General features: G+C 57.2%; 22 protein-coding genes. 8 read left to right on the forward strand and 14 right to left on the reverse strand.

The genetic code is table 11. From position 1 onward, the window contains the following. Positions 1 to 51: 51 nt before the first annotated feature. The 7 genes from V7747_RS11080 to V7747_RS11110 form a co-directional block, all read right to left on the reverse strand. The gene (locus V7747_RS11080) at positions 52 to 210 is read right to left on the reverse strand and encodes a YqaE/Pmp3 family membrane protein (RefSeq protein WP_335616100.1); all 159 of its coding nucleotides are present in this window, start codon (positions 208 to 210) and stop codon (positions 52 to 54) included. Between the two features lie 92 nt (positions 211 to 302). Continuing rightward, the gene (locus V7747_RS11085; protein ID WP_335616101.1) at positions 303 to 2276 is read right to left on the reverse strand and encodes a PhoX family protein; all 1974 of its coding nucleotides are present in this window, start codon (positions 2274 to 2276) and stop codon (positions 303 to 305) included. Beyond that, positions 2273 to 3097 carry an energy transducer TonB gene (locus tag V7747_RS11090; RefSeq protein WP_335616102.1) on the reverse strand — a complete coding sequence of 275 codons (825 nt, stop codon included), beginning with the start codon at positions 3095 to 3097 and terminating at the stop codon, positions 2273 to 2275. The genes V7747_RS11085 and V7747_RS11090 overlap by 4 nt, the downstream gene beginning before the upstream one ends. 9 nt (positions 3098 to 3106) lie before the next feature. Further along, positions 3107 to 3544 carry a protein TolR gene (gene tolR / locus V7747_RS11095; RefSeq protein ID WP_335616103.1) on the reverse strand — a complete coding sequence of 146 codons (438 nt, stop codon included), beginning with the start codon at positions 3542 to 3544 and terminating at the stop codon, positions 3107 to 3109. Further along, complete coding sequence (gene tolQ, locus V7747_RS11100; RefSeq protein WP_335616104.1) at positions 3544 to 4233, reverse strand: protein TolQ; 690 nt, start codon at positions 4231 to 4233, stop codon at positions 3544 to 3546. The genes tolR and tolQ overlap by 1 nt, the downstream gene beginning before the upstream one ends. An 82-nt stretch (positions 4234 to 4315) precedes the next feature. After that, positions 4316 to 6277 (reverse strand): phytase, encoded by a 1962-nt coding sequence (locus V7747_RS11105; RefSeq protein WP_335616105.1) that lies wholly within the window; start codon positions 6275 to 6277, stop codon positions 4316 to 4318. Positions 6278 to 6330: 53 nt separating this feature from the next. Next, complete coding sequence (locus tag V7747_RS11110) at positions 6331 to 8841, reverse strand: TonB-dependent receptor (protein ID WP_335616106.1); 2511 nt, start codon at positions 8839 to 8841, stop codon at positions 6331 to 6333. 332 nt (positions 8842 to 9173) lie between these two features. Between V7747_RS11110 and V7747_RS11115 the strand changes: the two genes are divergently transcribed. Continuing rightward, complete coding sequence (locus V7747_RS11115) at positions 9174 to 10097, forward strand: GGDEF domain-containing protein (RefSeq protein ID WP_335616107.1); 924 nt, start codon at positions 9174 to 9176, stop codon at positions 10095 to 10097. Continuing rightward, entirely contained in the window at positions 10094 to 11125 is a 1032-nt protein-coding gene (locus V7747_RS11120) for an AraC family transcriptional regulator (RefSeq protein WP_335616108.1), read from the forward strand. Before V7747_RS11115 ends, V7747_RS11120 begins: the two co-directional genes overlap by 4 nt. Positions 11126 to 11153: 28 nt before the next feature. On the opposite strand, the gene ppsR is transcribed toward V7747_RS11120, so the two are convergent. After that, positions 11154 to 11972, reverse strand: a complete 819-nt coding sequence (gene ppsR, locus V7747_RS11125) for a posphoenolpyruvate synthetase regulatory kinase/phosphorylase PpsR (protein WP_092283569.1) — start codon at positions 11970 to 11972, stop codon at positions 11154 to 11156. Between the two features lie 158 nt (positions 11973 to 12130). On the opposite strand from ppsR, the gene ppsA reads away from it, so the two are divergent. The 6 genes from ppsA (at position 12131) to V7747_RS11155 (ending at position 17881) form a co-directional block, all read left to right on the forward strand. Then, positions 12131 to 14500, forward strand: coding sequence for a phosphoenolpyruvate synthase (gene ppsA, locus V7747_RS11130; RefSeq protein ID WP_335616109.1), 2370 nt, complete (start codon positions 12131 to 12133; stop codon positions 14498 to 14500). A 33-nt stretch (positions 14501 to 14533) separates the two neighbouring features. Beyond that, complete coding sequence (gene rraA, locus V7747_RS11135; RefSeq protein ID WP_092283573.1) at positions 14534 to 15019, forward strand: ribonuclease E activity regulator RraA; 486 nt, start codon at positions 14534 to 14536, stop codon at positions 15017 to 15019. Positions 15020 to 15115: 96 nt separating this feature from the next. Next, positions 15116 to 15376, forward strand: coding sequence for a CrfX protein (locus V7747_RS11140; RefSeq protein WP_335616110.1), 261 nt, complete (start codon positions 15116 to 15118; stop codon positions 15374 to 15376). A gap of 12 nt (positions 15377 to 15388) precedes the next feature. After that, a complete protein-coding gene (locus V7747_RS11145) occupies positions 15389 to 16210 on the forward strand; it encodes a mechanosensitive ion channel family protein (RefSeq protein ID WP_335616111.1) in 822 nt (273 codons plus the stop codon). Positions 16211 to 16250: 40 nt separating this feature from the next. Beyond that, entirely contained in the window at positions 16251 to 16835 is a 585-nt protein-coding gene (gene sigX, locus V7747_RS11150) for an RNA polymerase sigma factor SigX (RefSeq protein ID WP_335616112.1), read from the forward strand. Between the two features lie 89 nt (positions 16836 to 16924). Further along, positions 16925 to 17881, forward strand: coding sequence for an OmpA family protein (locus V7747_RS11155; protein ID WP_335616113.1), 957 nt, complete (start codon positions 16925 to 16927; stop codon positions 17879 to 17881). A 69-nt stretch (positions 17882 to 17950) separates the two neighbouring features. Here V7747_RS11155 and V7747_RS11160 read toward each other — a convergent pair whose 3' ends face one another. The 6 genes from V7747_RS11160 to purB all read right to left on the reverse strand — a co-directional run bounded on the left by V7747_RS11160 (position 17951) and on the right by purB (position 25065). Next, complete coding sequence (locus V7747_RS11160; RefSeq protein ID WP_335616114.1) at positions 17951 to 18397, reverse strand: acyl-CoA thioesterase; 447 nt, start codon at positions 18395 to 18397, stop codon at positions 17951 to 17953. Positions 18398 to 18560: 163 nt separating this feature from the next. Continuing rightward, positions 18561 to 20159 (reverse strand): isocitrate lyase, encoded by a 1599-nt coding sequence (locus V7747_RS11165; protein ID WP_335616115.1) that lies wholly within the window; start codon positions 20157 to 20159, stop codon positions 18561 to 18563. Between the two features lie 447 nt (positions 20160 to 20606). After that, complete coding sequence (locus tag V7747_RS11170) at positions 20607 to 21428, reverse strand: secretin N-terminal domain-containing protein (protein WP_335616116.1); 822 nt, start codon at positions 21426 to 21428, stop codon at positions 20607 to 20609. Beyond that, complete coding sequence (locus tag V7747_RS11175; protein WP_335616117.1) at positions 21425 to 22429, reverse strand: GNAT family N-acetyltransferase; 1005 nt, start codon at positions 22427 to 22429, stop codon at positions 21425 to 21427. The genes V7747_RS11170 and V7747_RS11175 overlap by 4 nt, the downstream gene beginning before the upstream one ends. After that, a complete protein-coding gene (locus tag V7747_RS11180; RefSeq protein WP_335616118.1) occupies positions 22422 to 23594 on the reverse strand; it encodes a cupin domain-containing protein in 1173 nt (390 codons plus the stop codon). The genes V7747_RS11175 and V7747_RS11180 overlap by 8 nt, the downstream gene beginning before the upstream one ends. Before the next feature lie 100 nt (positions 23595 to 23694). Next, positions 23695 to 25065, reverse strand: coding sequence for an adenylosuccinate lyase (gene purB / locus V7747_RS11185; RefSeq protein ID WP_335616119.1), 1371 nt, complete (start codon positions 25063 to 25065; stop codon positions 23695 to 23697). Between the last annotated feature and the right edge of the window lie 24 nt (positions 25066 to 25089).

Raw genomic sequence — 25089 nt, forward strand, 5'->3', positions numbered from 1 at the left:
CCGTACCCGGTATATGCCGGGCACGGCCTGATTACTTGTGGCGGGCTGAATTCAGCGTTTCGCGATAATCCAGACGGCGTGCACTATGCCTGGAATATAGCCGCAGATGGTCAGCAGAATATTCAGCCAGAAAGCGCCGCCGAAACCGACCTGCAGGAATACCCCAAGCGGCGGCAGCAGTATGGCGATCAATACGCGAAGAAAGTCCATGGCGTTAAATCCTTGTCTTGATGAGTTAAAAGCTTTCAAGGTTGAGACTGTTGCTGCGCATGATGGTTCAGTCGCCAGGATCGCCATGGGCCTTAGCTGCCGATCACGCCGCCATCTTCGCGGGTAATCAATACCGTTGTTGACCGCGGGCGACTAAGCCCGTCACTGGCCGGATAACTGATGCCAGGGTGCTGCACATTGATCCACATGGCGGTTTCATCCAAGGACCAGGTGATACCGGTGATTTCTGCGCCCCAGGGGCCGACCAGAAAGCGTCGAACCTCGCGGCTCACAGGGTCGGCGCAGAGCATCTGATTGGAGCCTATGCTGCTCATGTAAGGTGCGGTTTCATCTGCGTCGGTGAGTATCCACAGGCGTCCGGCGCTATCGAAAGCCATACCATCGGGGGAGGAGAACAGGTCGCCCTTGATATTGCCAACGCGGTTATCTGGAATGCTGTGCTCGGCGTTCTGCCCTTCTCCGGCCATGACAAAGATATCCCACTCAAACTTCTCTGCGGTTGGGTCTGCCCCGGCCTCGCGCCAACGCAGGATTTGCCCGTGTACATTGTAGGCACGGGGGTTGGCGGCATCAGTCGGATCTGCCTTGCCTCGGTCGGTGTTGTTGGTCAGCGAAACGTAGGCTTCACGGGTGTGCGGATGTACCGCTACCCATTCGGGGCGATCCATCGGCGTTGCACCTACCGCGTCGGCCGCGCCGCGCGAGTTGAGCAACACCGCCGGTTGATCGGCAAAGCCCGCTTGCACGCTCAGACCCGGCTCGCCAAACCGCAACGGCAGCCACCGCCCGCTGCCATCAGCGTTGAATTGCGCTGCGTAAAGCGTACCGCTATCCAGCAGGCGAGCGTTGTGTTCAGGCTCGCCGGGCCGGTAGGCTCCATCCGGCACAAATTTGTACAGGTACTCACCACGAGCATCATCCCCGGAGTAGAAGGCCATACGGCCATCCTCGCCCAGGGAGCAAACGGCACATTCGCGCCCCAGCCGCCCCATCGCCGTGCGCTTGAGGGGTTTGCTTTCGGGCGCAAAGGGGTCTAGCTCGACCACCCAGCCAAAACGATTGGGCTCGTTTACATGTCCCTGATGGGGTTGTTCGGCATCTGGCGTGGCATTAAACCGTGGCTCAACCGACTCCCAGGCGTAATAGCGGCTGCTGCCGCCCAGACCTATGCCGTAGCGCTTATGCTCGGGGCGCTGGGCGTAGTCCTGCTCGTTACGGTTAACGAAATAATTATGGAAGTTTTCTTCGCAGGCCAGGAAGGTGCCCCAGGGCGTGACGCCCATAGAGCAGTTGTTCAACGTGCCCAGAATTTCATCTCCTGTGGGGTTGCTGGCGGTTTTCATGCGCGCGTCACCCGCCAAAGGGCCACTGATCCGAAAAGGTGTAAAACCGCTGACACGGCGATTGAAGGGTGACCTTGCTACGCGTTGCCACTGACCCTGATCATCCTTGGCAATCTCGATAACACTCAAGCCGTGCGCCGCCAGCTCCTTGCGTACCTGTTCTGCAGGCCGGGTGCGAGAGCCTCCGGAGTCCTCGACGAAGTTCATGCCCGCGGTATGCAGAGTCGGGTTCACGTATTCGTGATTGATCACCAGCAGGCCGCGTTCATCGGGCTTCTCGGCAAACGGAAAGAAGTGCATGCCGTCGTGGTTGTCCCCAGCCTGTAATAACTGGTCCTGCCAGCTGTTGCTGGCGTCATCGCGCCAGGCCGGGGCATCTGGCATGACTGCGTCGCCCCAGCTGAAAAACGCTTGGGCGCGGTAGCCTGGCGGCACTTTAACGCTATCGAAACTGGTTGATGTTACTGCTTCAACCGACTGAAAGTTAAGCAATGTTGTTTTTTTTAAGTCTGCTGAAACTGCTTTGGCAAGTGGGCTGAGCAATGCCGGGAATAGCCCGCACAAGGTCAACGCCGCGCCGCCCTTGAGCAGGTTTCTTCGGTTTTGGTCAACGAGCTGATTGAGGCTCGGTTGTTGACTGGTATTGATGATTCTATCGTCCAGCGACTCGAGTGCTTGGTGGAATTGCTGATCCTGCTTCATGGTCGACTCACTGTTTCCAGGCGATAACGGAAGGTATTGCGGACACCGGGGACGGCCACGGATTGACCGTTGATCATACGTGGTTGATAAACAAAGTCCTTGGCCGCTGCGAGGGAAGGGCGCACGAATATCTGCTCTTCGCAGGCGCTGGGCACAACCTTTGGGTCACTCACGCGCCCATCTGCCAAAACGGTATATTCGACGGTGCAATCCCCTTCAAGGTGACGGCTGAGCGCACGCCTCGGATAGTCCGGGGCGACCTTGGTTAGCGGTGCGTAGCTGCTGACGTCTGCGGCTTTTGCAGCGGCTGCAGTGTCGGCGGCGCGCTGTCGCGCTGCCTCCCGTTCGGCCGCCTGATGCTGGAGCCGTGCTTGCGTCTCAGCGGCGCGTCGTGCGCTGGCTGCTGCTTCTTGCTGCCGGGCTAACTCGCGCTGGCGATGTTGTTCGGCTTGCTTGCGCGCGATGGCCGCAGCGTCCGGCGGCTTGGCAATCGGTTCTGGCGGTCTGACCGGCGATGGTGGTGTTGGCGCAACCGCTGCCGGAGGAGGTTGCACGACAGGCTCAGGTTTTGCTGTTGGTGTTATGGGTGCGGGCTCGCGCTGCACAGCCGGGGCTGGCATGACCACCAATTGAGTCTTGATGCTACGCGCCTCGGACGTCGCCGTGGGTGGCTGTGGTTGCCAGCCAAGGTAAATCAGACCCGCTGCACCGGCATGCAGTGTCAGCGTGGCGAGCAACGGCACAAACCAGACACGGGTGCGGGATGATACCGGTCGCTCGGCGGTCATCAGCGCGGTGTTGAGGGTGTTATCGATCAACATTGCGGTCTCTCATGGCGCTTCGGTAATCAGACCCAGGCTGGTAACCCCTGCCTGCTGCAACGCGGCCATGCCGGTGACAACCTGGCCATAGTCCACACCGGCATCGGCGCGGATCATCACTTGGGTCTCGGGCTCTGCTTGCAGTAGTTGGCTGAGCGCGCTCGTCAGGCCGTCGAGCGCGTTGGCGCTGAACTGATAGCTGTCGGTTTGCACGCTGTCGCCATGGTTCCAGTGGTAACGGCCGGTGTTGTCGATAGATAGTGTCACTATCGAAGCGGCTTGCTCTGACAGCGCTTCGCTGGCGACCTTTGGCAATTCGATCTGCACTCCCTGCGTCAGCATGGGCGCGGTGACCATGAAAATAACCAGCAACACCAGCATCACGTCGATATAGGGCACGACGTTCATCTCGGCCTTGGGTTTGCGTTTCAGGCGGGCGGGGCGCATCAGGCTGACACCTGCGACCGGTTATGCATGCGGCGATGCAGTATGGCGCTGAATTCTTCGGCAAAGTTGTAATACTGGCCCAGCAGGTTCTCGCTGCGCGTGCTGAAGCGGTTGTAGGCAATTACGGCTGGAATCGCGGCGAACAGGCCAATAGCGGTTGCGATCAGGGCCTCGGCGATACCCGGTGCTACCGTGGCTAGCGTCGCCTGTTGCACCTGCGACAGCCCGATGAATGAGTTCATGATGCCCCAGACAGTACCAAACAGGCCGACATAGGGGCTCACCGAGCCTACGGTCGCCAGGAATGGCAGGTGCTGCTCCAGCCGCTCCTCCTCTCGGGCGATGGCCACACGCATAGCGCGTTGTACGCCCTGCATGACGGCGTTCGGATCGCCCTGGTTGTGTTGATTCAACTGAGTAAACTCGCCGTAGCCAGCACGGAAGATCTGCTCGACGCCAGCCCGATTCTGGCTGCTGCTGTACAACTGGCTAAGCTCTTTACCCGACCAGAACTGGTCTTCAAACGCCTTGATCGCGCGCTTGGCCTGATTAAACAGGTTGCTACGCTGCGCGATCAGAAACCAGGTCGCCAGGGACGCAAGCAGCAGAATCAGCATTACGCCCTTGACCAGTACGCTGGCTTCGAGCACCAGCGACCAGATGGTATGTGTTTGATTGGTAGGTGACATGCTTTCCTCGCTGGCGGGCCGTTAACGGGCCCGCTTGGGTATTGGATGACAAAAAGATGTAGGTTTGATGACGCTGGGAATATCAGGGCAGCTTGAGCGCCTCGGCGATTTGCTCCCAGGCCACCAGCTTGAAGTTCTGCCTGCCTTGCGGCATGCGCTTGCGGCCGTCCTGAACTACCAGCATGCCGCGCGCCCAGACCCCGCCAAAATCAACCGAGCTGACCTCCAGCCCGTCGGTTTCCGAGACGCCGTCGATGCCGCCAGCGATATTGATGCCGATGCGGAACGCGCCCCGCAGCTGAAAGGGTGGCTCGGCATCCAGCACCAGATAGCTGTCGTTACCCTGACTGGAAATCACCAGGTAGGGCTGTTCTGCCTGATAGATCGCCAATCCCTCAACATCTGCGTGCAATGGGCCCTCGGCGCGGATGACCTCAGTCAGGTCACCGGCATCTGCGGGATCGCTGCTGAGCGCCCAGACGGCCACACCTTCTTCACCGATAAACAAGCGCTGGCGGGCATCATCCGCCACGCATCCCTCGGGTTGGGTGGCGGTGCGGAACTCGCGCACCATAGTGCCCTTGACTGTGCCTTGCTCATCATCCAACCGGTATTGCAGGAAGCGGCCGCTCTTGTCGTTGGCGATAGCGTAAATATCGCCCTGCGGGCTTTTAGCCATGCACAAGCCGTAAATGTCGTCGAGCGGCAGGCTGATCTGGCCGAGGCCGGTGACCTCGCCGTCGTGAGGGTTGATTGCAAACAACTCCAGGCTGTTGCTGTCACGATTGCTGGCAACGGCGATATCTACCGGGCTGCCGGTCAGGGTGAAGCCGCTGCGTATATCCACGTTGTTGATACGTCCCACCGGCAGGTATTGCAGTTGGTTGCCGTTGAGGCCATAGACCCCAAGGCCGCCGCGTTTGTCGGTACCCAGGATGCGCGACTGGCTGGCATCAACCGGGTTGACCCAGATTGCCGGATCATCGGCCGCGTCTCCGCCGTGGGGCACGGCTGTGGTCTGTGCCAGGGCAGGGATCTCCACCAGCGCAGGCGCAGGGCTTGGCTGCTCACCGCCGGGCAGTCTGGCTATATGCAGCTGTTGATCCGCGGCATCGGCCACCAGCACATCAAGCATTGTGCCGATACGGGTATACAGGCGCTCGGCCTCCTGAACATCCGGTAAGTTCAAGGCGCTATCGCCTGCCCAGCCATCGGCTATCGCGCGATAACGGTAAAGCGCGGCGTTGCCGTCGACGGCCAGAACCCCGTCAGCGCTCGGCGCCAAGCCCTGCGGGCTGTCCTGCAGCTGGCCGTAAGGGCTGACCAGATCAACGACCTGCCGCTCACCGTTGGTTTCAGCGTTGGCCGGGTAGGCCCAGATGCCGACATCTTCCTCACTAATGAACAGCGTCTGTAATGCGTCGTTGACAGCGCAGTACTTGGCGCCTACCGGCAGATGCAGGTCGCGCATTAGCCTTGGTTCAGCAAGCTGGTGTTGCTTCTCTGCCACCAGCCACTGCTGCCCCAGGCCCTCTTCACCAATCAGGAACAGGTACAGATACTCGTGTGGGTCGCGGTAGAAGCACAGACTCTCGACCGGGTAGTTGGCGGTAGGCAACCAGCTTGGTTCGGTGAAGGCGCGCGTTGCGGTATTCCAGCTCAGCAGCAGGGTCTGGTCTCGCACTTCGTCCAATGTGGCGCTCAGTATGTTGTCGCCCAGCTGGCTGGTCGCCAGCGTGGAAAAACGACCGCTATAGGGTTCACTTACCGCCTCGCCCTCAGCATTCAGCAGCCAGAGGCCGCGCTCACCCACGGCGATTCGGTCTATCTCCGCGTCGTTCGCTGCAGCCAGTAAAGTCCAGCTGTCCACCGGGAGGGGCAGCTGTCCGCTGTTCCAGGCAGACAGTGCCAGACCGGCGTCTGAAGTGTGTTCGGCCGCCATCGCCGCGTTGGCTTCAGGTTTGTCATTGCTGTTGTTGCCGCAGGCGCTCAAGGCCAGGCAGGCCGGCAGCAGGGCGCCGGCGATCAAAGGTGTCAATCGCATTCAGGTTCTCACATCAAATCGGTAAACCGGACGCGCGATGGCGCCCGGATGGCTCAGAAATGGGTCAGCGACAGGCCTACCTTGTAGGTCGGGCCGTACTCTTCGTATTGCGCGTTGTAGTCGCGTTCGCCGGTGTAGACGTAGTAGCTCTCATCGGTGATGTTCTGCGCTTCGGCAAACAGCTGCAGGTTGTCGGTGAGGTTGTAGTGCGCACTCAGGTCGATGAAGAGTTGATCGTCCACGCGATAGTCGTAGCGCTTGTCGAGTACATCGCCCACTTCACTGAGATAGTCGGACTGATAGTTGGCCGCGATGCGCAGGCCGAACCTGCTGTTTTCCCAGCCCAGCGTAAGATTGCCGGTGGTGTCGGACTGGCCGGGCAAACTGATGCTGCGTTTCGCGATGCTGCCGGTGTCGGTATCCAGCTGCTCGATATCCGCATCGGATTTGCTGAAGGTTCCGTTGGCACTCATCAACAAACCGTTCCAGGGCGCGGGTAACCAGCTGAACTGCTGGGAGTACGCCAGTTCCAGACCATAGACGCTGGCCTTGTCGCCATTGACGTAGGTGTAAGCCTCATCGAAAGCGGCGTAGTCTGCAGTGCCGGCGAGGTTGGCGTTGTAGACGAAGTTTTCGATGTCCTTGTAGAACACAAAGGCGGATACCGCGCCGGCCTTGCCCATGTAGTGCTCAATGCCCATATCAAAGTTGCTGGACTCCAGCGCCTTGAGTTGCGGGTTACCGAACTCGGCTTCATCACCGTCAATCACAAACCCCGGGAACAGCTGACCGAAGGTGGGCCGTACTACGGTATTGGTCCAGGCGGCGCGCACCTGGCTGTTACTACCCAACTGATAGATGGCATGCAGGCCCGGCAACCAGTGATGGTAGTCGTTGCGTTCTTTAACGGCTTCGAAGGCTCCGTCATTCAGGCCAGTACCCTCGGCTTTCAGGCGCGTGCCCTCGTAGCGCAGGCCGGCGATAATGCGCAGATCGTCGATATCGACGGTGTTCATGAGGTAGGCAGCGTTGATGTTCTCCTGGATCTCGAAATCATTGATCCGCGATTGCTCGTCATCATAGAAGTCAGCTGCATCCAGGCCTGCCATCAGGCGCTCCAGAGTGCTGGCGGAGATTTGCGGGCCTAGCTTTCCATTGCCCCTGGTGAAGTTGGCCATGTTCAACTGATCATCAGTTAAGCCATAGCTGTTCAGGTCCTCATAGGCCCAGACTTCGAGATCGTTATCCTTGCTGCGTGTGCTGAATTTGGTGCCGAATTTGATCTGGGATGGGAGCCCCTGCCAGAAATAGTCGCGGGCCAGGTCAATACGAATATTCTGCTCGGTGTCGGTGGTGAGCTGCTTCTCGCGTTCGATTTCATCCAGGGTAAAGCTGCCTGGCTGGTAGAAGGCGTCGTTGATCTTGAGGTTGGGCTCCTTGCTGCTGTCGAAGCCGGCGTCGACAAAGTCGTCATTGCCGGCAAAGCTGGCGCCGGGAATGTGCAGCGGGCTGTCTTCACTGGCTTCGCTGTAACCGTATTGGCTGCTGAGAGTCCAGTCGCCCAGGCGCCGCTCACCGCCCAGAACCAGACTTTTGACTTCCTGGGTCTCCGCGCGATCCTTGATCTCACGAGTGCCTTCGGCATCGCCCCGTTCGCCGCGCAGTTGTGCGTCGGCGAACTCAATCACGTTGGCCTGACGCGTTTCGCTATCCTGATAGCGGCTGTAGAGGGTGCGCAGGTAAAGCTCGGTGTTGTCGTCCGGACGATAATCGAAGTTCAGGCCGGCGCCGGTACGCTCACGTTCGATGTCGTAGCGGCGCTCTTCCAGCTCTTCCAACCGTGCGCCAGCGGCATCGTCAAAATCCCAGGCGCCACCCGTCTCCACGTTGTCTGAGCCAAAGCTACGGTTTTCCCAGCTGAGCGCGGCGGCGACGGCAAAGTTGTCGATTCCCTGACCCAGGCTAAAGCGATTACTCGCTGCGCCAGAGACCTTGGGACTGGTGTCACCGGTGTTGTCGTCGTAACTGGCTTCGCTGGTCAGACTATAGAACGCGGCCGGGTGGTCGAAGCCGGACAGACTTTCTACCTCGACGGTGCCACCCAGCGAGTTGGCGTCCATATCCGGAGTGAGCGTTTTAACCACCGACAGCGACTGGATCAGCTCACTGGGCAGCACATCCATGGCCACGGCTCGGCGATCGTCTTCGGGCGCCGGCACCAGGGTGCCGTTAATAGTGACCGAGTTGAGGTCGGCACCCAGGCCGCGTACGCGTACAAACCGACCTTCGCCCTGGTCGCGCTCAACAGACACTCCAGGCACGCGCTGCAGTGCTTCGGCGGCGTTGTCGTCGGGCAGCTGGCCGATGGCGTCAGCGTGCACCACGCTTTCTACACTATCGGACAGACGCTGCTCTTCCAGCGCTTGCTGCATTTGTGCTGCCTGGCCAACGACGTTAACCACTTCAGGCTGCGACTGCGCGGCGGCGTAACTGGCGCCGGCAATCGACAGTGCCAGTGCACTGCAATGAAAACCGGCACGAAACAAAGAATGGGTGACTGACATGTACAAAGTCCTCTGGTGACGAGTGGGCATCTACCCTGATCTGGGGAGGACCTTAGGCTGGCTTTGTGTCTGTTCTGTGACGCCATGTCGCTACGGCAGCTGAGATCGCGGTTTTTACGGCAATATCGGGCACAGTTGAGCTATTTTCACCCCCATTCGACCGACCTTGCGAACGCGCAGGCCAGCAATTACGCGCCTCGGCTGAATTTGTATGACAAATATCCGCCGCGTGGGGTATTGCGGCTGAGCTGAAATGACCCCAAGCGCTGAAACCTGATGGTCATATTCTTCTGCTGTGCTTGCCTGCAGTTAATCAAAGGAACCCAGGCCCCATGTCGACCATGTTTGCTCTTCACCGATTCAAATTGCTGGCGTTGTTGCTGCTGGCCAATGGCGGCGCTTTGCTTTACCTGAGTCTGGGCGACCTCAAGCCGATGGCGATCTGGTCATGGACCGATATTGCCGGGGAGGGTGGTTCTGCACTGTTGGTATTGGTTTGGGCCGGGCTGCTGCTGAAAGGACGACCAGCGGGGCGGGTTACCAATCTGCTGTTTTTCGGCTTGGCCTGTCTGTTCTTTTCTCTCTGGATGGACAGTCTGGACGAGTTCATCGCGCTGCCGGAAAACCTGTCGCTGGATCATTGGTTGGAGTCGGCGCCTATGCCCTTAGGCTTTGCCTTGCTGACGCTGGGCATCTACCACTGGCATTGTGAGCAACTGGCGATCAGCGCTCAGATGATCAATCGCGAGCGCCATTTCCGTGAGCACCGGCTGTTCGACAAGGTGACCCCACTGGGTGATGCCGGTTACTTCCGGCTGCAACTGCAGCAGGCGCTACCCGCAGCGCAGGCGAACAGTGAGCCGCTGTCACTGGTAATGCTGGATATCGACGATTTCAGCGCCATCAACCGGGCCTATGGTCATCGTGAGGGTGACCGGGTCTTGCAGCTGGTGGCCCAGCAGATGCTGCTCAATCTGCGCAGTCATGATCTGCTATGCCGCCTGGCGGGCGATCGCTTTATTGTTCTGCTGCCGGCCACGCTGGAAGCCCAAGCACTTGTCCTGGGGCAAGAGCTGCAAGCGTCGGTTGCGCATCTTGCGTTGAAAAGCGCGGGGCAGGGGGAGCGGCTGCAATTACGGGCGACCACGGTCGCGCTGATGGCCAGACAGGAAGACGCGGACTCCTTGCTCAAGCGTCTCAACATCGTCATGGCGCGGGCCAAACAGGCACCTCAACTGCGGCGAGCTCAGGCATGAGTACTTCTGCCTGGCTAGACAGCGACACGCGCTTTATCGCGGCCCGCGGGCAGCCCGCTTGCTTGATCGATCTCGCGCTATCGCGAGGGATCGACAGTCATCGCCTACTCAAGGGTACCGGGCTGTTCTACGAAGATCTGCTGGAACATGATCCGCTGATCAACGCCCGCCAGTTCCATCGCTTGATCGACAACGCCAGGCAGCTACTGGCGGCGGATGACAGCGCATTTCTGTTCGGCCAGCAAGTGCTCCCCGGCCACTATGGCGCGACCAGCAATGTGCTGCTGCAGGCCGACTCGGTGCTACAGGCCTTACAGCATCTGCAACGCTTCAAGGCGCTTTTGAGTCCGCTGTGCATGCCGGTGATATGGCTCGACGAGCAATCGCTCTACCTGTATTGGCTGGAGAGTTTTGACAGTGGCAAGAACGCCCGCTTTGTTGCTGATTTCAGCATGACGGCCGTGACCGCGCTATGTCGTCAGGTCAGCGGGCACGCCTTGCCTTGGCAGTATCATCTTGCGCATGCCGAGCCGGTTTACGTTGAGCAGTATTGGGTGCATCTGGGCGAGCACCTGCGCTTCGATAGTCCTATCAGTTTCATGCGCTTGCCGCGGGAGTATCTGATTAACCGGGCAGGGCAGGCATCCGCAGTTCTGGGTGGGATCGCAGAGCAACAAAGCCTGCAGCAACTGCAGGCGTTGCCGGCGCCGGAAAGTCTCACCGATGGTCTGTTCGGCTACCTGTGCGAACACATCACCAAGCTCCCTGGCTTGGAACAGGTGGCAGCGGATTTCGGTATGAGCGTCGCTACCTTCAAACGCCGTCTGCAGCGTGAGGGCACGCACTTTCAGGCGCAGTTAGATCGCGCGCGAACGCTTATTGCGATGGATCTGTATCTGCGTAGAGGTTTCAGTAACGAGGCGGTAGCTGGTTATTTGCGCTTCAATGATCGCACCAACTTCAGACGCTTTCTCAAGCGCCTGACGGGCAGGTCTCCCAAGGATCTTCGGCAGTGGCTCGGTCATTGATTGTTTTAAAATCAACGAGTTGGTTCAATTACTTCAAGCGTCTTTCAATGCCCATCTGCATCAGAATCTTTGCCGAGATCTCTTCAACAGAGAAATGTGTGGAGTTGATGTAAGGAATGTTTTCCTTGCGGAATAGGTTTTCCACTTCGCGCACCTCGAACTCGCACTGGGCAAAGCTGGAGTAGCGACTGTTGGGGCGGCGCTCGTTACGAATACCGGCCAACCGCTCGGCGTCGATGGTCAACCCAAACAGCTTGGCCTTGTTCTGCTTGAGTGCCTTGGGCAGCTGCAGGCTTTCCATATCGTCTTCGGTCAGCGGATAGTTGGCCGCACGAATACCATACTGCAGGGCCATGTACAGGCAGCTGGGCGTTTTGCCACAGCGCGAGACGCCAACCAGGATAATGTCGGCCTGGGCATAATGGTGAGTGCGGGCGCCATCGTCGTTGTCCATGGCGTAGTGAACCGCATCGATGCGGTCCTTGTAATGGGTGTTGTGCTGGATGGAGTGGGTCTTGCCCACCGAGTAGGACGAACCGTCACCCAGTTCCTGTTCCAGCGGGGCCAGAAAGGTCGAAAAGATATCGATCATGTAACCGCTGGATTTAGCCAGCTCCTGGCGGATTTCATTGTTGACGACGGTATCAAAAATGATTGGCCGCGCCGCATCCTTCTCGGCAGCAGCATTGATTTGTTGTACCATGTCTCGCGCTTTTTCCACGGTATCGACGTAGGGCCGCAGCAGCTTGATAAACTGAATGTTTTCAAACTGCGCCAGCAGGCTCTGACCCAGAGTTTCGGCGGTGATGCCGGTGCCATCAGAAATGAAAAAAGCAGTGCGTTTCATTCGCGAAGCCTTAAGATGTCGTATTCCATGGAGAGCGTGGTTGTGAGCTCAGGCCCGGCACACTCGTAAAAAACGGCATTGTGGCGCATTTGTGACGGGCAAACCAGTCGTGCCCGTGCGGGTCGCCATCTAATTCATTGATTGACGGAGAGATCACCTTGTTAGAGTACGTAGTGTCCTTCGAGCAGCTGGGTGTTGATGATGTAGAACGGGTCGGGGGCAAGAATGCGTCCCTTGGCGAAATGATCAGCAACCTGGCCAACGCCGGCGTTTCGGTTCCCGGCGGCTTCGCCACCACTGCAGACGCCTACCGCGAGTTCCTCGAGCAAAGTGGTCTGAACGATCGCATCAATGCTGCTTTGGACAAGCTGGATGTCGACGACGTCAACGCGCTGTCGCAAACGGGCGCGCAGATACGTCAATGGATCATGGATGCTGATTTCCCCCCGGCGCTCGACAAGGCTATCCGCGACGAATTCGCCAAGCTGTCCGCGGGCAATCCGAACCTGGCCGTTGCCGTACGTTCCTCCGCGACCGCGGAAGATTTGCCCGATGCTTCGTTCGCGGGCCAGCAGGAAACTTTTCTGAATATTCGCGGCGTAGATAACGTCATCTATGCAGCCAAAGAAGTCTTCGCATCACTGTTCAACGATCGCGCCATTTCCTATCGCGTGCATCAGGGCTTCGACCACAAGTTGGTTGCCCTGTCCGCGGGTGTGCAGCGCATGGTGCGCTCTGAAACCGGCACTGCGGGTGTCATGTTTACTCTGGATACCGAATCCGGGTTCCGCGATGTGGTATTCATCACTGGCGCCTATGGTCTGGGTGAAACGGTGGTGCAGGGTGCTGTCAACCCCGATGAGTTCTATGTTCACAAACCCACGCTTGCAGCAGGTCGCCCTTCAATATTGCGTCGCAATCTGGGTAGCAAGGCGATCAAGATGGTCTACGGCGACGAAGCCAAGGCAGGACGCTCGGTCAAGACGGTAGACGTTGATCTGGCCGAGCGCGGCCGTTTTTGCCTGAGCGACGAAGAGATCGTCAATCTATCCAAACAGGCGGTAATCATCGAACAGCACTACGGTCGCCCGATGGACATCGAGTGGGCCAAAGACGGTGACGATAATCAGCTTTATATCGTTCAGGCGCGCCCAGAAACAGTCAAGAGCCGCACCACCGCCAATGTGATGGAGCGCTATCTGCTCAAGGAGCGCGGCGAGGTGCTGGTTGAAGGCCGAGCCATCGGCCAGCGCATTGGTGCCGGTCCGGTACGTATCGTCAATGACGTATCTGAAATGGATAAGGTTCAGCCAGGCGACGTACTAGTGTCCGATATGACTGATCCCGACTGGGAGCCGGTCATGAAACGCGCCAGCGCTATCGTCACCAACCGCGGCGGTCGTACCTGCCACGCCGCAATCATCGCGCGCGAGTTGGGTATTCCTGCGGTGGTTGGTTGTGGTAACGCCACTACAGAGCTGTTCGAAGGTCAGGAGGTGACTGTCTCTTGCGCCGAAGGTGACACAGGTCTTATCTATGCTGGGCAGCTGTCCTTCGACATCAAGAAGAACAGCGTTGACGCCATGCCGCAGATTCCGTTCAAGATCATGATGAACGTGGGCAACCCTGATCGCGCCTTTGATTTTGCCAATCTGCCCAATGAAGGGGTGGGCCTGGCCCGATTGGAGTTCATCATCAATCGTATGATTGGCGTCCACCCCAAAGCACTGCTGAATTTCGACAGCTTGCCGGCTGATGTGAAAGAAAGCGTGCAGAAGCGGATTGCCGGCTACTCAGACCCGGTCGATTTCTATGTCGACAAGCTGGTTGAGGGCATTAGCACCCTGGCAGCGGCTTTCTCGCCGAAAAAAGTCATCGTGCGCATGTCGGATTTCAAGTCCAACGAGTATGCCAACCTGATTGGTGGGAAACTGTACGAACCCGAAGAAGAGAACCCGATGCTGGGCTTCCGGGGTGCTTCGCGCTACATCAGCGACTCCTTCCGTGACTGCTTTGAGCTGGAGTGCCGCGCCATGAAGCGCGTGCGCGATGAAATGGGTCTGACCAACGTCGAGATCATGATTCCTTTTGTGCGTACTGTGGGCGAGGCCAAGCAAGTGGTTGAGTTGCTGGGTGAGAACGGCCTCAAGCGCGGCGAGAACGGTTTGCGCCTGATCATGATGTGCGAATTGCCAGCCAACGCCTTGCTGGCTGAAGAGTTCCTGGAACACTTTGACGGCTTCTCCATCGGCTCCAACGATCTAACCCAGCTTACCCTGGGCCTAGACCGCGACTCCGGCATCATTGCGCACCTGTTCGACGAGCGTAATGCGGCGGTGAAGAAGCTGCTGAGCATGGCAATCTCGGCCTGCCGTGATGCCGGAAAATACATCGGCATTTGTGGTCAGGGTCCGTCAGATCATCCTGATCTTGCGCAGTGGTTGATGGATCAAGGGATCGAGAGCGTGTCTTTGAACCCTGACTCGGTCATGGACACTTGGTTCTTCCTGGCCGAAAATGCCAAATAAGACCTACCGCAATCCTGGTTCAAGGAGTACACCATGCATTACGTAACGCCTGATCTGTGTGACGCCTACCCGGACGTCGACGTTGTTGAGCCTATTTTCAGCAACTTCGGCGGCCATGATTCCTTTGGTGGTGAGATCGTCACCGTGAAATGTCACGAGGACAACTCCATCGTCAAGGAGCAGGTTGATCAGGATGGGACCGGCAAGGTGATGGTCGTCGACGGCGGCGGATCTTTTCGCCGCGCGCTGCTCGGTGACATGTTGGCCGAGAAAGCAGCCAAGAACGGATGGGAAGGTATCATCGTTTATGGTTGCGTGCGCGACGTGGATGTTCTGGCGCAAACGCCGCTGGGTATTCAGGCACTGGCAAGTCATCCAATGAAAACCGACAAGCGCGGTATTGGTGACCTGAACGTGGTTGTCACCTTCGGCGGCGTGACCTTCCGCCCGGGCGAATACGTCTATGCTGACAACAACGGCATTATCGTATCGCCTACCGCGTTGAGCATGCCTGAGTAAGTGCTGAATTAGGCAAAGCAGTACCTATTCAAGGGGGAAGGCTTGTTGTCTTCCCCCTTGGTGCATCTGCAATGCGACTTCCCCGAGGAGCTGTACATGTCTGAAGACCCCCTAGAAAGACGGTTGCGCGATCTCCTGCAGGGAGAGGTCAGCGATCTGGGCTCGCAGCGTGATGACCGTCGGCTGGATCGCGTTTTGCACAAGGCGCATGTGCGCGGTGGGTTGTTTGACCTAGTCAATCTTTTTGCCCGCTGGGGGTGGGTGCTGTCTGAAGGCAGCGTGCGCGGCGCCCGGCACCTCAAGCCAGTGAGTCGAGACTCGGCCAAAACCTCGACCCAAGACATCAACCAACAGTAAATAGAGACGACCATGGAATTCGACGTCTGGAGCCAGAGCTTCGTTGCAGCTATGACTACCCTGTGGAGCAAGGTTGCCTCCTTTGTGCCCGATCTGATCGCTGCACTGTTCATTATTCTGCTGGGCTTTGTCATCGCGAAAGTGGTGGATGCCGTACTGAGCAAGGGGCTCGCCAAGGTCGGGCTGGATCGCCTGATGGGAGGCGCAGGCGTTAACAAGATGTTGGCGCGAATTGGCATCACCGCGTCGGTATCTTCCATTATTGGCAAGGTTGCCTATTGGTTCGTAGTGCTCACCTTTTTGGTCTCGGCGGCGGAGTCGCTGGGCCTCGCCAGGGTATCGTCCACGTTGGACGTCTTCACTCTGTATCTGCCGAAGGTGTTCGGTGCAGCGCTGATCCTGCTTGCCGGTTTGCTGTTATCGCACCTGGTAAATGGCGTAGTGAAGGGCGCTGCAGAAAGCATGGGGGTCGATTACGCTGCCGGGTTGGGGCGTTTTGTACAAGGCTTGCTGGTCATTATCACAGTGTCGCTGGCGATCGGTCAGCTGCAGATCGAAACCGCCTTGCTGAACATGGTTATCGCTATTGTGTTGATCACCTTTGGTACTGCAGCGGCCTTGGCATTGGGGCTTGGTAGTCGCCAGACCGTAAGCCAGATTATCGCTGGTATCTACGTCAGAGAGCTTTATCAGGTTGGCGATTACATCAAGGTCGGTGGCGTGGAAGGCAGTATCGAAGAGATTGGAACCGTTAAAACGTCGATCCTGACCGAAGATGGCGAACTGGTATCCGTGGCCAATACCGTTTTGACCATTGAAAATGTGTCACGTTAATCGTGATTGTCCCAGCCACTGAAGCAAAGACGCCGTCGCCTTGACCCCCCGTAAAGAACCTCGCCGGCGCTATAGCCCGGCAACGCTCAGTGATGAAGAGTTGGTCATCGCGGCAAAAGGTGAGCTGCTTCACACTACGACCGCGTATGAAGAACTGATGCGCCGCTATCAGCGCACGTTGTTTAACGTGTGCGCGCGGTACCTGGGGAACGAGCGTGATGCAGACGATGTGTGCCAAGAGGTGATGCTCAAAGTTTTACATGGCTTGAAGCAATTTGAGGGTAAGGCCAAGTTTAAAACGTGGCTTTATAGTATTACCTATAACGAATGCATTACTCAGTACCGCAAGGAAAAGCGCAAAAGGCGCTTGCTAGACGCGCTGAGCCTGGACGAGCAGGAAGAGGTCGTTGAGCCTGAGTCGCCTGTTGCAGAATCGCAAGGTCTGAACAAAATGCTGTCGCACGTTAACCCGATTGACCGTGAAATACTGGTTTTGCGATTTATTGCGGAACTTGAGTTCCAAGAAATTGCCAATATTATGCACATGGGCTTAAGTGCGACTAAAATGCGCTATAAGCGCGCGTTGGAAAAATTACGTGAACAGATTGACAGTCCTTTCATATAAGGCTTGTATAGTTATTAGCGTGATTCAGATATACTGTGTGTGAGTTTTGCGGAAGCTTAACGTTTAATGGATTTGATGGGGATTCAATGATGAAATTGAAAAACACTGTGGGTCTCGTTGTTGGTTCTGCGATTGCTGCGTCCAGCATTCCTGCTATGGCCATGAGCCAGCAGGGTTCTGTGGAAGTCGAAGCCTTTGCGGATCGTTATTTCACTGACAGCAAGTACGACATGAACGACGGCACCCTGGTGGGTGGTAGCATCGGTTACTTCCTGACTGACGACGTGCTGCTGAATGTCGGCCTGGGTAAGTACAAAAACCTGGAATTTGATGACACCAAGAATGAAGTTGATGGCAGCTTGTTTCAAGTTGAAGCCGTTCACCACTTCGGTGAAAGCAACATCCGTCCTTACATCTCGGCCGGTCTGGCTCATCAAGAGTTGGAGCCTGAAGGCACCAATATCAATGACCGCACCACAATGGCCATGGCCGGCGTCGGTATCAAAAACTACCTGAACGAGAACTTCTTCGTTAAGGCCGGTTTGGACGCGCTGTACGGCTTCGACCACGGCAACACCGAATGGCAAGCTGGTGTAGGCCTGGGTATCAACTTTGGCTCCAAGAAAGAAGAAGCAGTAGTTGCAGCCGCTCCGGCTCCAATGCCTGCTCCTGAGCCGGCTCCAGAAATGCAGTCTGTTCGCGTAGAGCTGGATGTACTGTTTGACTTCGACAAGGACACTATTCGTCCTGAGTACCGTCAAGACATCCAGAGTCTGGCTGAGTTCATGAAGACCTACCCATCGGTTACTACTACCGTTGAAGGTCACACTGACTCCGTCGGTAGCGATGCCTACAACCAGAACCTGTCCGAGCGTCGCGCCAATGCAGTTCGCGAAGCGCTGATCGGTGAAGGTGTTGATGGCTCTCGCGTAAGCTCTGCCGGTTACGGTGAGTCTCGTCCGATTGCTGACAACTCCACTGACGAAGGCCGTTCGATGAACCGCCGCGTTGAAGCTGAAGTTGAAGCAGAGGTCGAAGTACGTTAATAACGTACAAGACTGAAAAAACCCGGCTCAGGCCGGGTTTTTTTATGCTTGATTGCGGTGGCAGGTGGTTCAGCTATCTATCGAGTTGACGCCGGGAAAGCGGACACGAAAGTCTTCAGGCATCGGGCGAACTTTAGAGCTTTCGAAGTGATAGAAAACAAACCCGGATTTGGCCAATGCAACCTTTTCACCGTCGCTAGCCTTGGTAATGCGGAAGATAATGTCGCCGCCATATTTGTTCAGATCCATCAGGCCTACCTCAAAGATCAGTGCGTCACGGGAGAACGCCTCTCGGAGATAAGTGGTGGCAAGGTCGGTGACAATGATGCCAACCCCTTTCTCACTGACCTCTTCAATTCCGAACTGATACAGAAACCGGGCACGCGCCTCCGAGATCATGGAGATCATTGAGTCATTGGCTAAATGGTTGGCCGAGTTGATGTCAGTGATACGTACCGTCAACTGGGTGGTGAAATAGAACTGGTTATCGGGGAACTCGAGCTGCAGACGTGCCATAGCGAATAAAGCCTTGTTGCATAAAAGAAAGAAGCTGAAGGGCGGGGTTGTTGAGCCGCGCATTCTACCTGAGGGGGACCTCGGGTGATAGACAAAAAAAGACCGCCGGTTAGGCGGTCTTTTTCACACCAGGGATGCTAGGCATCCGAGGAATCAGTGGCAATTAACCAAACTGGTTCATGGTGTTGTCTTTGCCACCCGCTTTCAGAGCGGCTTCGCCAGCGAAGTACTCTTTATGGTTGTCACCGATGTCGGAGCCAGCCATGTTCTGGTGCTTGACGCAGGCGATACCTTGACGGATTTCCTGACGTTGAACGCCCTTGACGTATGCCAGCATGCCTTCCTTGTCGAAGTAACCTTTTGCCAGGTTGTCGGTAGACAGCGCAGCGGTGTGGTACGTCGGCAGGGTGATCAGGTGGTGGAAGATACCTGCTTCGCGAGCTGCATCAGCCTGGAAGGTACGGATCTTCTCGTCAGCAACCTGAGCCAGTTCGGTTTCGTCATACTCAACGCTCATCAGCTTGGCGCGATCGTAGGCGGAAACGTCCTTGCCTTCTTCAACCATGGCATCAAATACCTGCTGACGGAAGTTCAGGGTCCAGTTGAAGGACGGGCTGTTGTTGTAAACCAGCTTGGCGTTAGGAACTACCTCGCGGATACGGTTAACCATGTCAGCGATCTGGCCAACGTGGGGCTTCTCGGTTTCGATCCACAGCAGGTCAGCGCCGTTCTGCAGGCTGGTGATACAGTCCAGAACTACGCGGTCAACACCGGTGTCCTTGCGGAACTGGAACAGGCCAGATGCCAGGCGCTTAGGCTTGAGCAGCTTGCCGTTGGACTTGATCACAACGTCGCCGTTCTGAATGTCGTCAGCGCTGGTGATGTAATCGCCATCGAGGAAGCTGTTGTACTGGTCGCCCAGGTCGCCTGGCTCGTTGGTAACAGCGATCTGCTTGGTCAGGCCGGCACCCAGAGAGTCGGTGCGAGCAACGATAACGCCATCGTCTACACCCAGCTCAAGGAACGCGTAACGAACAGCGTTGATCTTGGCGAGGAAGTCGGAGTGAGGAACGGTTACTTTGCCGTCTTGGTGACCGCACTGCTTCTCGTCAGAAACCTGGTTTTCGATCTGGATACAGCAAGCACCGGCCTCAATCATCTGCTTGGCCAGCAGATAAGTAGCTTCGGCGTTACCGAAACCAGCATCGATGTCGGCAATGATCGGCACAACGTGGGTTTCGTAGTTATCGATCTGGGCCTGGATTTCAGCGGCCTTGGCCTGGTCGCCAGCGTTGCGAGCATCGTCCAGAGCAACAAAAAGCAGATCCAGTTCACGGGCATCAGCCTGACGCAGGAAGGTGTACAGCTCTTCGATCAGTGCAGACACGGAGGTCTTCTCGTGCATGGACTGGTCAGGCAGTGGGCCGAACTCGGAGCGCAGGGCAGCAACCATCCAGCCTGACAGGTACAGGTAACGCTTGTTGGTGGTCTTCAGGTGCTTCTTGATGGAGATCAGCTTCTGCTGACCGATGAAGCCGTGCCAGCAACCCAGTGACTGGGTGTAGACAGAGGAGTCGGCGTCGTATTCGGCCATGTCCTTGCGCATGATGGCCGCGGTGTACTTGGCAACGTCCAGACCGGTTTTGAAACGGTTCTGCGCACGCATGCGAGCGACGGATTCCGGGTTGATTGCGCTCCAGCCACTACCTGCTTTGTCTTTCAGCTCGGCAGCTGCTTTGATGTCGTTTTGATAAGCTGACATGGTCCATCCTTCAAAGTTTGCGTTAGGTTCAGCACGATTTGTCGACCCATGCTCCGCTGGCCGTAAAACCGCTCAAGCAACGTTTGACTAGTAAAGGAGGAAACTGGAGAAATGCCAAGGAGGAGGGGTGACAAGCGCGATAAGCGGCTGAAGGCCTTGGCATGACGTCGCCGTCACGGCAGGATTTGGCTGCTACCACTGATTGTCTACGTTAAATCGCTTCCCCGTCCCTCAGGACAACTTTCGTTCCAGTCGCCACCTCGTCAAACAGCTTTGTGAGCAGTAAAGACACGTGTCGGGCCGTTGGTTTTGGCGTCGACGCGGAGACCTTCTTGAGGCCTCTGGCTAGCGGGAGCGACGCAATGATGAGACTTCGGGTCGTATAAGTCAATCAGGTGTAGTGTTTTTTTTAATTCACTACATAAGGTTTGGCCTGGGTAAAACACCCTAGTTAAGGCGCTCCACCATCAATCGCACGGTGCCGCTGGAGTTGCTCTGCGTCGAGATGCGGCGGCCTATATCGGCGTTGTTACCAGAGCCAGAATCGCTCAGCCCACCTACCGTAACCCATTGCCCTAGACGCGCGGTCACTACGGTGTCAGTGCGCTGCACGTCGATTACGTCCTGATGATTACGGTTCAGGCGGTTGTTGTTGGCACTGAGGGTGATGGTGGCCATGTCGCCGTTCAGCCGAACGGTGGCATAAAACCCTTGGGTCACATCTTGGTACTGGGTCTGCTGGACCACACGGCCGTAAGCGTCGGTGGTGCGCGTGGTCAAGGGGACGCTTTGACCGCTCTGGATTAGCACCGGGTAGCCTTCATTCGCGGTTATCTGCCGGACTCCGTCGTTGGCCGAGCGAGTCTGACGGTTGATAATGCGCGCTTGGTTCCCGTTGCGCGGATCCCCCACAACGATATCGGCCGGCCCCGCATCAATGCGCCCGTCAACTCGATAGCCTTGCTGTACACCGCTGCTGCTGCCGCTATCGGACACGCTGATCAGCAGCCGTGAAGGCTCCTTGTCAATTTGAGTGAGGAGCGCCTTTATTTCGACTATGCGGGCAGGTTCTGCCCGAATCAACAGCTGGTTGCCATAGGCCGAAACGCGTTCGTCCGAGCGCAGCATGGGTTGCAGAGCAGGGATGACGTCCTCTGCCATGTTGTAACCCAGCGGAACCACTTCCGTGGTGGGCGTCGCGTGGGCGTAGAGCACAGCGAAGGAGAGGCACATCCAGCTGAGCAGCTTGATGAGTGGACGAAATGTCATAGCAGAAATCTCCGTATGGCAGGGTCTGTCTGGCTGGTACCCCAGAGTTCCTCGAACGAGTCTGTCCAGCGCTTGACCTGATCGGGCGAGTACTCACGGGTGAAAGCCTGTCGTACTCGACAATCGGGTTGCATAAAGATGCCTTGAGCGTCCGTCATCAGTTGCACGTACTTTTGCTTGGGCAGATCAGGATGTTGGCAACGAATCTCGCACAGGCTGGGGAAGCGGTGGGCCAGGCTCAGCAGGGTGCGGCCCTGCATGAAGTCCTTGTCTACACTTTGCAGCAGTATCTGGATGCGCGCCAAGGGCTCGCGAGCAATCAGCCGTTCGCAGGCAGCGATGAAGTCGAGACGATTGAAAAGCCAGCGCGCTTGTTCAGGCGAGTAGATACGCAGCCTGCGGCGACACTGATCAACCAGGGTCGCAACCAGCGGCAGGGCGTTTGCATCCGTCACCGCCATAAGCCCCTCTGTTGTAGGGACTCGCTCTGCTGCTGGCTGGCGGGAGAGGTCGGGATTATGAACCGTAAAGCGGCCGGGCGAGTCGAACTCGATGTCCGGTAGCTGTGGGGTGGGGTGATCACTCGCTTGCCAACCCATGTCCTGATGCGCAATACCAGCATCGAGGTATTCGCCTGAGGTAATGCTGAATCCGAGCTTGCGATAAAAATCGGTGGCATGGGTTTGCGCGGACAGATGAAGGTCACGCATGCCGTTGGCTTGGGCATAAGCAATGACCTGCTGCATGATTTTCGCGCCAAGCCCCTTGCCGCGGAAGTTGGGCAATACCGCTACGCGCCCAATGTGACCATCGTGCAGCAGTCGCGCGGTTGCCACGGGTTGCTGTTGGTAAAACAGCAGAAAATGGGTCGCGTGGTCATCTTCAGCGTCCCATTCAAGGTCTTCCGGCACCTGTTGCTCATCGATGAACACCTGCTGGCGAATGTCTCGAACGAGCTTGCCGTCTACCCAGTCGACCGTGGTGATATGTATTTCATTCATCGTCCCTCTCCAACAGGAGATATCCCTTGGCAAATAGTTGTTCTAGTAACTCTATGGCTTCAGGCTCCTGGTGCCACGGCTCAAGAGTTTCAGGGCTCAGATAACGCTGGTTGCAAATGAGTTGCACCAGCGGCAGCAAAGCCTCCGGCACGGAGCAATGTTCGCCGCTGGCAAACAGCTGTACCTGGCCACCAGCCGCGACCCGATAAGCCAGGCGTATGCTGGGGTTGTGCAGCAGTGCATATCCCGCGTTCAAGCCGTCCAGCAGATCGGCTTCCTCGTCAATATAACTTTGTGCCAGATCGGGGTAGCGAGCCTCGGTCATGTGTCGCCCAAACCAGGTAGCTAACGCTTCCTTGTCTTCGACCAGTTGGAGAATGCTTTGTTGCAAGTGGTCGATGGTTTCCTGATCAATGGCCGCTGGGTCTTGCGGCTGTTTGCGACCTGCATCACTGTAACGCGCATCGTCGGTGAGCTGGTGGGCCAGATAGTCGGTGAAGTGCACCAGTAGTTCCTGATGGCTGGGGGCACGAAAACCGATGGAAAACGTCAGGCAATCGGTTTCGGCGATACCGTCATGAGCCACGCCCGGGGGGATGTAAAGCATGTCGCCGGGCTCTAGCACCCATTCATCTTGGCATTCGAAGTCCCGCAGGATGCGCAGGTCTGGGTTGCTCTGTAGTGGGCTATCGATGTTGCAATGTTGGCCGACCCGCCAGCGGCGCTTACCTTCGGCTTGCAGCAAAAACACGTCGTAGTTGTCGAAGTGCGGGCCTACGCCGCCGCCTGGGGTAGCGTAGCTGATCATCACGTCGTCCAGGCGCCAACTGGGCAGAAAGTGGAAGCGTTGCAGTAACTCGGCTACTTCAGGCACAAACTGGTCGACGGCCTGCACTAACAGGGTCCAGTCGCGCTCTGGCAGCGTTTTGTAGTCATCATCGCCGAAAGGGCCGTTAAGCAGCTGCCAGGGATGCGTGCCGTTCTTGAGGATAATGCGTGATTCGACCTCTTCCTCCAACGACAGGCCCGCCAGCTCGTTTGGCTCGATCGGGCTGGTATAGCCAGGTATGGCCTGGCGTATCAGTAGCGGCTTGCGCTGCCAGTAATCGCGCAAAAACACCTCAACCCCTACATCACCCAGCAGCGCGTCAAATTCGGATTTCATTAGATTGGTCATCCCCAATAGCAAACGCCCGGAAGACCCGGGCGTTGTGATTCGATACAAAGGCAGATCAGTCAGTAGAGACTAGCTGATTCGCGGGCAGTTAGATGCGTTTGGCTTGCGCTACGGCACTGCCGATATAGTTGGCTGGCGTCAGTGTTCTGAGCTCCTGCTTGGCGGCGTCCGGAATTTCCAGTGTCTCGACGAACTCCAGCAGCGCCTCAGGCGTGATGCCTTTGCCGCGGGTCAGGTCCTTGAGTTTCTCGTAGGCGTTTTCCACCCCAAAGCGGCGCATCACGGTCTGAATCGGCTCGGCCAGCACTTCCCAGCAGTTATCCAGGTCTTCGGCGATACGCTTGGCGTTGAGCTCAAGCTTGCCGATGCCTTTGAGAGAGGATTCGTAGGCGATGACGCTGTGGGCAAAACCAACGCCCAGATTACGCAGTACGGTGGAGTCGGTCAGGTCACGCTGCCAGCGGGAGATCGGCAGCTTGCTTGCGAGATGCTGCATGATGGCGTTGGCAATACCCAAGTTACCTTCGGAGTTCTCGAAGTCGATCGGGTTGACCTTGTGCGGCATGGTTGACGAGCCAATTTCGCCAGCAACGGTCTTCTGCTTGAAGTAACCAAGTGAGATGTAGCCCCAGATATCGCGGTCAAAGTCGATCAGGATAGTGTTGAAGCGTGCCACGGCGTCGAACAACTCGGCGATATAGTCGTGCGGCTCAATCTGGGTGGTGTAGGGGTTGAAGTCGAGCCCCAGCGTGCCTTCGATGAACTGCTTGGCGTTGGCCTCCCAGTCGACATCCGGATAGGCCGACAGGTGCGCGTTGTAGTTACCGACAGCACCGTTGATCTTGCCCAGCAGCGGAATGCTTTCTATCTGTTTGACCTGTCGCTCAAGGCGATAGACCACGTTGGCCAGCTCCTTGCCCAGGGTAGTGGGGGAGGCGGGTTGGCCGTGGGTGCGCGACAGCATGGGGACGGCGGCATGCTCCACGGCGAGCGCGCGGATGTCGCTTGCAATCTGACGCATCAGCGGCAGCAACACCTCGTCACGTCCGGCACGCAGCATCAGCGCGTGGGACAGGTTGTTGATGTCCTCAGAGGTGCAGGCGAAATGGATAAACTCGCTGACCTTTTCCAGCTCGGGTAGCTGCTTGGCCTGCTCCTTGAGCAGGTATTCCACTGCTTTTACGTCGTGATTGGTGGTGCGCTCAAACTCTTTGATGCGTTCGGCGTGTACCTGCTCAAATTGTTCCGCCAGGGTATCAAGCAACCGGTTGGCTTCGGCCGAGAAGGGTCCGATTTCCGGCAGGCCGGGGTGCGCAGCCAGGCACTGGAGCCAGCGTACTTCAACCTGAACACGGAAGCGGATCAAGCCATATTCGCTGAAGATCGGGCGCAGGCTGGCGGTTTTGCTGCCGTAACGGCCGTCAACCGGAGATACGGCGGTCAGAGAGGAGAGTTGCATAAAAGAGTTCTCGTCAAGGAAAGC

This window comes from Halopseudomonas sp. (assembly GCF_036960865.1).
Taxonomy (GTDB): Bacteria; Pseudomonadota; Gammaproteobacteria; order Pseudomonadales; family Pseudomonadaceae; genus Halopseudomonas.